The following is a 1,027-nucleotide window of genomic DNA, read 5'->3' as shown; positions in this document are numbered from 1 at the left end:
AACAGTTTTGCAAGCTCGCTTGGGTGAAGTTCCTTTAGATGTGGAACAATACCTGAATAAAGTTTCGGTACTATCTACATTACAAGAGATTGTTAAATTAGCAGCTACCGCTAATTCTCTCGCAGAATTTAAGCAGTCTTTCGCAAGAATCCAATAATCTTATCCTAATATCTAGAAAACGGGTTTCTCGAAGGAACCCGTTTTCTTGTATAAATGTTAATTTTTGTCATAGCACCCTTGAAAGATTGGCGATTTTTTGCATAAAATAGCACCAGTCGTCTTTTGCGTTCAATGTCATGACTTCTACCCTGTTGCCGAGCCTTCCTGCTGTTTACGATATTTTGTTCGATTTCGCTCAATCTGATGACTTTTGGGCAAATTTAGAAACTGCTTTTGGCACAAGTTATGATGTGGTTAAAGCGACGCAATTACGACAGCAGTGGCAAAGTCGAGATTTTAGTCAACTTCCCCCTATTACAGTTAAAAACCTTGGCAATTCAGGGATTTTCGGCGCATATTCCAGCAGTATTAATAAGATTTATATCTCTCAAACCCTGATTGATTCGGGGGACGCTACCACCCTCAAAGCGGTGTTATTAGAAGAAATTGGGCATTTTATCGACGCGCAAATCAACAGCAGCGATACGCCGGGGGATGAGGGGCAGTTATTTTCGGCGTTGGTGCGGGGAGAAGTGCTGACGGAGGCGGAAATCGCGGCGATACGAGAGGAAAATGACGCGGCGACTATTACCGTTGATGGGCAAGCGATTAGTGTGGAAATGGCATCCATCCCCAAAATTACCATCGCCCCCGGCACCAACCCGGTAGAAGGGGGAACCGTCGGCACCTTTATCATTACCCTAGACACCCCCGCGCCCACGGGTGGGATAGTCGTCAACTTCAACACCACCGGCAGTACCGCCACCATTCTCGCCGACTATTCCCTCACTGCTGGCACAAATATCACCGCAGTAACCGCCAACACCTTCACCATCGCCGCCGGAGCCACCACCGCCACCCTCAACGT

Annotated in this window: 1 pseudogene; it reads left to right on the top strand. The window is 47.0% G+C overall.

Going from position 1 to position 1,027, the window contains the following annotated elements:
* Nucleotides 1-296: 296 nt before the first annotated feature.
* Nucleotides 297-1,027 (top strand): annotated as a pseudogene (locus O9295_RS20100) (Calx-beta domain-containing protein); the annotation flags it as partial.

Source organism: Microcystis sp. LE18-22.4A (assembly GCF_027531105.1).
Lineage (GTDB): Bacteria > Cyanobacteriota > Cyanobacteriia > Cyanobacteriales > Microcystaceae > Microcystis > Microcystis aeruginosa.
The sequence above is the reverse complement of the archived record's forward strand: the minus strand, read 5'-3'. Positions and strand labels throughout refer to the sequence as shown.